The following is an 8212-nucleotide window of genomic DNA, read 5'->3' as shown; positions in this document are numbered from 1 at the left end:
GCGGGGCGAGCCGGGCTCCGTGCTCCTGAACCCCGTCGCGGCGCTCGCCGTCAGGCTCCTGGCCGAGACGTGGCGGGGACGCCCGGTCGCCGCGCTGAGGCGGTTCGCCGCCGCGCTGCCCGTGTCACCCGGGCCGGGCGCCGCCGATCGGGGCCGGACCACGGCGGCCGACCGGGCGGCGACGCGCGACATCGCCGTCACGTTCTGGATCGTCGCGGCCCGCGCGTGGCAGGCGACCGCGGCGCTCATGCCGGTCCCCAACGCGGCTGGCGCGCCCCTCGCCGCCGTCGCGTGCCTGGCGGTCCCTGTGGGGCTGCTGCGGCTGCGGACGGCGGGCGTACCCAGGCCGCCGCACGACCGGTGGCTCGCCGTGGCGCTCACCGCCCCGGCCGTCGCCGCCCTCTGCGCCGCCGCCGCGGGTGCGGCGGAGGCCCTCGGGGGGCCGGACCCCGCCGTCGTGGCCCTGTGGCGCTGTGCCTGGGGCGCGCTGGCGCTCGGGGCGGCGGCCTTCGCGGTTCGCGCCGCACGGGCCTGGTTGCGCGGCGGGCCGGGCCCGTGGCGCGCCTCGCTCGTGCCGTCCGAGTCGTGCGGCACACGTATTCCCGGTGACCTGACCCCCTCGACAGGGCTCAGCGAGGAGGTGCGGCACGCCGCGGCCTACTCCCGCAACGTGGTCCTCGCCTGCACCGGGGCGGACGGCCCGCGCGCGCTCGCGGTGAGCGCGGTGACCTCGGTGACCCCGGCGGGCGAGTTCCGCCTCATCGCCGGCGACGAGGCGTGGGACGCGGTGCGGCGCGACCCGCGCGTGGTCCTCTTCGTGGGCGACCCGCGATTCTGGGCAGAGGTACGGGGCGTCGCCGTGCCGGACGACGACGTGCTGCGGGTCACGCCGCGGCAGGTCCTGATGCGCGAGTACCCCGGACGCCACCAGGCCCGCACCACCCGGTAGCCGCGAAGCGCGCGACTCGGGCGGCCGGCCCGTTCCGGCGACGTGCGTCGTCCACCGCGCCGCATGGGTCCACCCATTCCGTTCGCACGTGCGGTATAACCGGGGTCGAAGCGGGGAGGCGTCGATGCGGGACTCCGACAGGGCACGGGCGGCGAGCCTCTTAAGCCGGACTGCGGCACGTGATCTGTTCGAACAGGTGCGTTTCCGCTATTTCCAACTTCCGCCGTTCGCGCGACGCGCGCTGTTCGTGGTGCTGCTCGTCGCCACCATGGGAGTGGCCGCGGCGCTCAACTGGTCGCTCGCGCCCACGTTCATCTACACGTTCCTGGCGCTGTGCTTCCTCGCGCTGGCGCTCAGCTATCCGCGCGCCGCCGCGACCGTGCTCGTGCTCGCCGGGTGGGGCCTGCTGCTGCCGCTGTTCATGGGCGTGTTCGGCGGGCAGTCGATCGTGCCCGGCCTGCTGATGCTGCTGGGCGCGCTGGCCGGCGGCGCGGCCCACCTGATCCGGTGGGTGCCGCCGTGGCTGACGACGCTGATGTCCCTCGCGCCCGCCGGGGTCGTCGCGCTGTCGCTGTCGCCGCTGTCGCCGTCCGCCGCCCTGTGGGGCGCGTACGGCGTGGCCGCCGCGGTGCTCCTCTACCGCCTGGTGCTGGCCCGCAGGGTGCGCGCGGAGGCGGAGCGGGAGGCGGCGGGCGCGGAGACCCAGGTGCAGGTGCGCGCCAGGGCGGGAGGTCACCAGGCCGCCGCGGCCGAGACCGGCGCTCCGCCGCCCATCACGGTCGAGCAGGCGCTCACGGAACTGGAGTCCATGATCGGGCTCGAACCGGTCAAGGAGCAGGTGCGCGCCATCGCCGCGTCCATCGAGGCGGCCCGGCTGCGCAGGGAGGCGGGCTACGCCAACGAGCGGCCGATGCGCCACTTCGTGTTCGTCGGCCCTCCCGGCACCGGCAAGACCAGCGTCGCCAGGTCGCTCGCCAAGATCTTCTACGCGTTCGGGCTGCTGGAGACGCCGTTCGTGGTCGAGGCGCAGCGGGCCGACCTCGTGGGGGAGTACCTGGGCGCCACGGCGATCAAGACCAACGAGCTGATCGACCGCGCGCTCGGCGGCGTCCTGTTCGTGGACGAGGCGTACGGCCTCATCAACTCGGGCGACGGCCAGCCCGACCGGTTCGGCGCGGAGGCCGTGCAGACGCTGCTCAAGCGGGCCGAGGACGACCGCGACCGGCTCATCGTCATCCTGGCCGGCTACGAGCGGGAGATGAACGACTTCCTGGCGTCCAACCCGGGGCTGTCGAGCCGCTTCGCCACCCGGGTGCGCTTCCCCAGCTACAGCCCGGCGGAACTGCTGGAGATCACCGAGGCGCTGCAGCAGCGCCGGGGGGACCGGCTCGCCCCCGAGGCCCGTCCCGTGCTGCGCCGGCTGTTCGAGGACGTGGAGCGCCGGGGGCTCGTCGACGACCTCGGCAACGCCCGCTTCGCCCGCAGCCTCGCCGAGGCCGCCGCACAGGCCCGTGACGTGCGCGTGGTGAGCGCGGGCGGGGCGCCGCGCGGTGAGGACCTCGTCACCACCACCGCGGACGACGTGACCAAGGCGTTCAACGAGATCACCGCGCGATACCGCGGCTACCAGGTCACCCCGACCCTGGACGAGGCGCTCGCGGACCTCGACAGGATGGCCGGCCTCGAACCGGTCAAGCGGCAGGTCCACGCGATCGCCGCCCAGCTCAAGGTGGCCAGGATGCGCCAGGAGCAGGGCCTGCCGGTCCAGTCGCAGATGCGGCATTTCGTGTTCGTCGGCCCTCCGGGCACCGGAAAGACGACCGTCGCGCGGATCCTCGGCCGGATCTTCTCCGCGCTGGGCCTGCTGGCCGGCCCGACGTGGTCGAGGCGTCGCGGGCCGACCTGGTCGGGCAGCACCTCGGCGCCACCGCGATCAAGACCAACGAGCTGGTCGACCGGGCGCTCGGCGGCGTGCTGTTCATCGACGAGGCCTACAGCCTGGTCAACACCGGCTACTCCGGGGGCGACGCCTTCGGGGCCGAGGCGGTGCAGACCCTGCTGAAGCGCGCCGAGGACGACCGCGACCGCGTGGTCATCATCCTGGCCGGCTACGAGCGCGAGATGGATGCGTTCCTGGCGACCAACCCCGGCCTGGCCTCCCGGTTCAACCAGCGCGTGTCGTTCCCCTCCTACCGGCCGTCGGAGCTGACCGAGATCGCGGAGCTGCTGGCCGCAGGGAGCGGGGACAGGTTCGACGCCTCGGCCGCGCGCGACCTCGCCGACGTCTTCGACTGGGTCTGCCGGGAGAGGCTCATCGACGGGCTGGGCAACGGCCGCTTCGCGCGCTCCCTGTACGAGCGGGCCGCGCTGCGGCGGGACGTCCGTCTCGCCGAGCAGGGATCGGCGAACGCCGCCGAGCTGACGACGATCACCAGCGAGGACGTCCGCAGCGCGGTAGACGAGTTGTCCTGATGTCGTAGGGAAACCCCCGGACGCGTGTCCCGATGGCCGCATGCCGTCACTTCCTGCTACTAATCGACTGCGCAAGGTAGCTGGAGGATCGGAGAAGCACGTGAGAGCACGATGGCCGGTTGCCCTGGCCGCACTGGCCGCTCTGTGGGCCGCCGGTGCCTGCGGCGTGCAGCGGGGGCCGGGTGAACCGGACAGCGGGCTCGCCCCCTCCCCGGTCAAGGCGTACGACATCAATCCGCTGGCCCGGGACAAGGTCAAGGACGGCGGCACGCTCCGGTGGGGGCTCACCGACTTCCCGACCCAGTGGAACCGCAACCACGTCGACGGCGACAGCACCGCCGTCAAGGCGGTGACGGACGCACTGATGCCCCGCACGTTCCGGTCGGACGAGCGTGGGCGGCTGACCCTCGACACCGACTACGTCACCAACGCCAGGATCACCGCGACCTCCCCCCGGCAGGTCATCACCTACTCCATCAACCCCAAGGCGAAGTGGTCGGACGGCAGGCCGATCACCTGGACGGACTTCGCCGCGCAGTGGAAGGCCATGAGCGGCCGCGACCGGGACTACCGGGTCGACTCGACCATCGCGTACGAGAACATCCAGAGCGTGGCCAGGGGGGCGAGCGACCGCGAGGTGGTGGTCACCCTCGCCCAGCCGTTCAACGAGTGGCAGTCCCTGTTCACGCCGCTGTATCCCAGCACCACCAACGCGACCGCGGCGGCGTTCGGCGCCGACTGGATCAACCGCATCCCGGTGACCGCGGGGCCGTTCCGCGTGGAGCGCCTCGACGTCAAGGGCAGGACGGTCACGCTCACCCGCAACCCCGCCTGGTGGGGCAACCGGGCCAAGCTGGACAGCATCCTGTTCCGGGCCGTGCGTCCCGACCAGATGGTGCACGCGTTCACCAAGGGGGACGTGGACGTCTTCGAGGTGGGCCCGTCCTCCGACGACTACGCGCGGGTCAGGGAGGCGTGGGACGCCGTGGTCCGGCAGGCCGCGGGCACGCAGTACCGGCAGCTCACCTTCAACGGGGAGAGCCCGGTCCTGGCCGACGCGAGGGTGCGCGAGGCCGTCGCGGCGGCGCTCGACCGCCGCGGTCTCATGCAGGTGGACCTCAAGGGCCTCGGCTGGCCGACCGTGACGCTGGACAACCACTTCCTCATGAACAGCCAGTACGGCTACCACGCCAACGCCGGGTCGATCGGCGCGTACGACCCTAAGCGGGCCGGGCGGCTGCTCGACCAGGCGGGCTGGAAGCTGTCGGGCAAGACCCGCGTGAAGAACGGCAAACCGCTCACGCTGCGCTTCGTCGTCCCCGACGGCATCGTCATGAGCGGCGTCGAGGCCGACGTCGCCCGGCAGATGCTCCAGCGCGTCGGCATCCGGGTCGACGTGCGCAAGGTGCCCTTCGACGACTTCTTCGGCAAGCACCTCATCCCTGGCGACTTCGACATCGCCGCCTTCGCCTACCCGAGCACGCCGTTCCCGGTGTCGAGCGCCTTCGACATCTACGCGGACGGCGAGAGCGGCGGCCGGGGTGACGACGTCGAGTGGTACTCCAACCTCGGGCGCAGCGGAAGCAAGCAGATCGACGAGGCCATGTACCGCGCCGGCAGCACCCTCGACCTCGACAAGGTGCCCGGCCTGCTGAACGAGGCCGACCGGCTGGTCTGGAAGAAGGTCAACGTGCTGCCGCTCTACCAGTGCCCGCAGGGCGTGGCCGTGCGGTCCGCGCTGGCCAACATCGGCGCCAACGGGTTCTTCGACCTCAGGTATGAGGACATCGGCTACGCCTCCTGAACGGCCGCAGGCGGGCCGCGTCCGGCGAGCCGGCCGGGGACCGGCGGCGCGTGCCCGCCCTCGTCCCTGAGGGTCACGTGAACGGCTCAGGAGACATGCGCGCCGATCGCCACGCCGCGGTCCGCCGCCGCGCACGGTGCGGCGGATGATCAGAGGCGCCCCGGCGTCAGGCCGGAGGTTCGTCCGGGATGTCGGCGATGTCGTCCAGGGCGGCGGCCAGCTCGTCCGGATGGTCGCCGATCCGTTCGGCGATCTCGATGAGGACGTGCAGCACGTCGTGCCGGTCGTGCCCCAGGTCGATCAGGCGCTGGGCGGCCTCCCACAGCTGCGGCGGGTCGCCGACCCACAGCCGGCCCGCGATCTCCTCGTGCCAGGCGAGGTGCTCCTCCAGGTCCGGGCGGCCCAGCTCGTCGGCGTGGTCGATCTCCAGCAGGATGCGCCGGTCGGCCTCGTCCGCCGGGTTCAGCAGGTCGAGGTTGGTCGAGCCGCGCATGCCCTGCAGCAGGGGGAACGCGAACGCGCGCCGGGCCAGCGCGGACAGGTCGCCGTCGGGCAGCAGCCGTTCCACGAGAGAGCGGTCGAGCCCGAAGGTGGCCGGGTCCCGGTAGGCCTCGGTGAAGCGGGCCGTCGCCTCCCAGACCGCGTCGAGCGTCGCCCGTACGCCCTCGTCGGGCAGATCGATCCGAGGGCCGGCGAAACGCACCCACGCCGACAGCACGTGCGGCATGGCGTCCTGCTCCGCCGGGGTGAGCAGGACCTTGCGCGGCAGCCAGTCGAGCAGGAACGTCTCGCACTTGGTCGGGCTCACCCGCATCGGCCGGCCGAAGTCCTGGTCGCAGCCGTAGTCGATGATGTGGTCGGCGCACCGGGAGGCGGCCGAGGGGTCCGACAGGTTCTCCGCCGCGTCCGAGGCGAGGAACTCGGCCGCCAGCATCGCCCGGCGGTCGCGGCTGTAGGGGGCCTCGGTGTGCGCGGGGGCGGGCCGCATCCGCCCGGGCGGCAGCGCCTTCACGCGCGCCCGCGCGAACGCGTGGTAGGCGCTGTAGCTGTCGCTCACCAGCTTCGGGCCCGTGCGGCCGTGCGCGGCGGCCCGGGTCGCCTTCATCGCGAACTCCAGCAGCGCCCGCGCCTGCTGCGGCTCCAGCTCCTCGAACCGCAGCAGCGCGTTGCCCGCCGCCTCCAGCCTGGCCTGCTCCAGCAGCTTGTCGACCTGTGACGACACCCAGGCGTCGCGGGCCATGCCGCCCATGTTGTAGTCGACCACCACGACCAGCGCGTGCCTGTCCTCGCCGTTGTAGGCGAACGTGCACACGACCGTGTCCTGGTCGCCGTACACGTCCCTGGAGACGTAGCAGCCGGTCGGCTTGACGGCGCCGACGCGGTCCGCCCAGCGGGGCCGGGCGACGTCGGACTCCATCAGCGCGAGCGCCGCGCCCTCCGCCTTGGCCGCCTGGCGGGCGGTGCCGAGGTAGGCGACGGAGATGAGCAGGGTGAGCGCGGCCGGCGTGCCGGCCTTGGCCGCGTAGTCCACCAGGCCCTCGCCGAGGATCTGCTCGACGTCGCCGCCGCGCAGCCGCCTGCCCCACCACGCGCCGAGCATGTCGGAGACCATGAGCTCGGCGTCGAGCGGGCTGCGCACGGCGAGCAGTTCCCTGGCCGCCAGCAGCATCTCCGCGAACACGTCGTCCGGCGGCCGGGTCTCCCGGGGGTCACGTCGGCGCCGACGACTCACGAGATCTCGCTCCGCTCGCTCACGGTGACCACCTTCTCGCATTCCCGCCGCGAAGGGCATCAGGAACACGGCCCGGTGACTTCCCCGTTATCTGCCGCCCCAACCTCTCCCGCCGTACGGCGGCGGGCCGGGGCGACGGCCGCGCGAGCGCCGCGGGGCGCCTCACCTCCGGGAAGGCGGCGCCGAGTTGACCAGAGCCAGGAGGCGTTCCCGGGCGACCCGCTCGACGATCTCCGGAGTGACGTCGAGCCCCAGGTGCTCGCCGCAGGCCCAGGCGTCGGCGACGCAGCGGGCGACTGCGGAAAGGGGGACGGTCAGGAATTCCGCGGCCAGCCGGTGGGTCACGAGTTCCGCCGGTTCACGAAGACCCGGCTCCGGTGATGGGCCGCCACTGATCAGTGCTGCGAGTACGGGCATGGACTGCATTCCTCGCTGAATGGGGACCTGCCGCCCCTTATTCCACCTCTTTCCCCGGCGGTGTCAACCCTTCGCGGGCCGCCGCGTGGGAAGCTGAACCCATGCGTATCCGGCTCGCCCAGGATCCCGAGGCCGACGAGCTGCTCGGCCGCAGCCCCCTCGCACTGCTCATCGGCATGCTGCTCGACCAGCAGGTGCCGCTCGAGCGGGCCTTCGCGGGCCCCCGCGCGATCGCCGACCGGCTCGGCCGCGACCTGGACGCGCGTGAGATCGCCTCCTATGATCCTGACCAGTTCGCGGCCCTGCTCGCGGCGACGCCCGCCGTCCACCGCTATCCGAAGGCGATGGCGGCCCGCGTCCAGGCGCTCGCGACCTATCTCGTCGAGCACTACGATGGCTCGGCCGAGAAGGTATGGGAGGATGTCCGCGACGGCGCCGAGCTCCTGCGCCGGCTGCTGGCCCTCCCCGGATTCGGCCGGCAGAAGGCCCAGATCTTCCTGGCCCTGCTGGGCAAGCAGTGCGGCGTGCGCCCGGACGGCTGGCGCGAGGCGGCCGGGCCGTACGGCGAGGAGGGGGTGCACCGGTCGGTGGCCGACGTCGTGGACGCCGAGAGCCTGCAGCTGGTCCGCGCGACCAAGCAGGAAGCGAAGCGGGCGGCCAAGAAGTAGGCCGGATCTTCCTGCGCGAGACGCCGGTCTTTTGACAGGATGCGTTGACCGCATGGCGGGCGGGGCTTCCGTCCGCGCATGCCGATCGCCCATGATGTAGGGCAGATCTGCGCTACCAATCACAGTTATGGAGATGTGCCTCGTGGGAGACGCTGGCACGCGACGGAGGT

Annotated in this window: 5 protein-coding genes and 2 pseudogenes; 5 read left to right on the top strand and 2 right to left on the bottom strand. The window is 72.8% G+C overall.

Annotated features, from left to right (window positions below; all coding sequences use genetic code 11):
- The 4 genes and pseudogenes from B1L11_RS01480 to B1L11_RS01470 all read left to right on the top strand — a co-directional run.
- Positions 1–949: pseudogene (locus tag B1L11_RS01480) on the top strand (hypothetical protein); the annotation flags it as partial.
- Positions 950–1073: 124 nt separating this feature from the next.
- A pseudogene (locus tag B1L11_RS53675) lies at positions 1074–2474 on the top strand (AAA family ATPase); the annotation flags it as partial.
- A 353-nt stretch (positions 2475–2827) separates the two neighbouring features.
- Positions 2828–3421 carry an AAA family ATPase gene (locus tag B1L11_RS53670; protein WP_306291577.1) on the top strand — a complete coding sequence of 198 codons (594 nt, stop codon included), beginning with the start codon at positions 2828–2830 and terminating at the stop codon, positions 3419–3421.
- A gap of 100 nt (positions 3422–3521) precedes the next feature.
- On the top strand, positions 3522–5225 hold the full coding sequence (locus tag B1L11_RS01470; RefSeq protein WP_079312391.1) for an ABC transporter family substrate-binding protein: 1704 nt from the start codon (positions 3522–3524) through the stop codon (positions 5223–5225).
- A 166-nt stretch (positions 5226–5391) separates the two neighbouring features.
- Here the strand turns inward: B1L11_RS01470 and B1L11_RS01465 are convergent, their stop codons facing one another.
- Both B1L11_RS01465 and B1L11_RS01460 read right to left on the bottom strand, forming a co-directional pair.
- A complete protein-coding gene (locus tag B1L11_RS01465; RefSeq protein ID WP_079312441.1) occupies positions 5392–6894 on the bottom strand; it encodes a hypothetical protein in 1503 nt (500 codons plus the stop codon).
- 225 nt (positions 6895–7119) lie between these two features.
- Positions 7120–7374 carry a hypothetical protein gene (locus tag B1L11_RS01460; protein WP_179154927.1) on the bottom strand — a complete coding sequence of 85 codons (255 nt, stop codon included), beginning with the start codon at positions 7372–7374 and terminating at the stop codon, positions 7120–7122.
- A gap of 101 nt (positions 7375–7475) precedes the next feature.
- On the opposite strand from B1L11_RS01460, the gene B1L11_RS01455 reads away from it, so the two are divergent.
- Positions 7476–8042, top strand: coding sequence for an HhH-GPD-type base excision DNA repair protein (locus B1L11_RS01455; protein ID WP_079312389.1), 567 nt, complete (start codon positions 7476–7478; stop codon positions 8040–8042).
- Positions 8043–8212: the final 170 nt, after the last annotated feature.

The sequence above is a fragment of the Microbispora sp. GKU 823 genome (assembly GCF_002027145.1).
GTDB lineage: Bacteria > Actinomycetota > Actinomycetes > Streptosporangiales > Streptosporangiaceae > Microbispora > Microbispora siamensis.
This window is presented reverse-complemented; position numbering and strand designations above follow the sequence as displayed.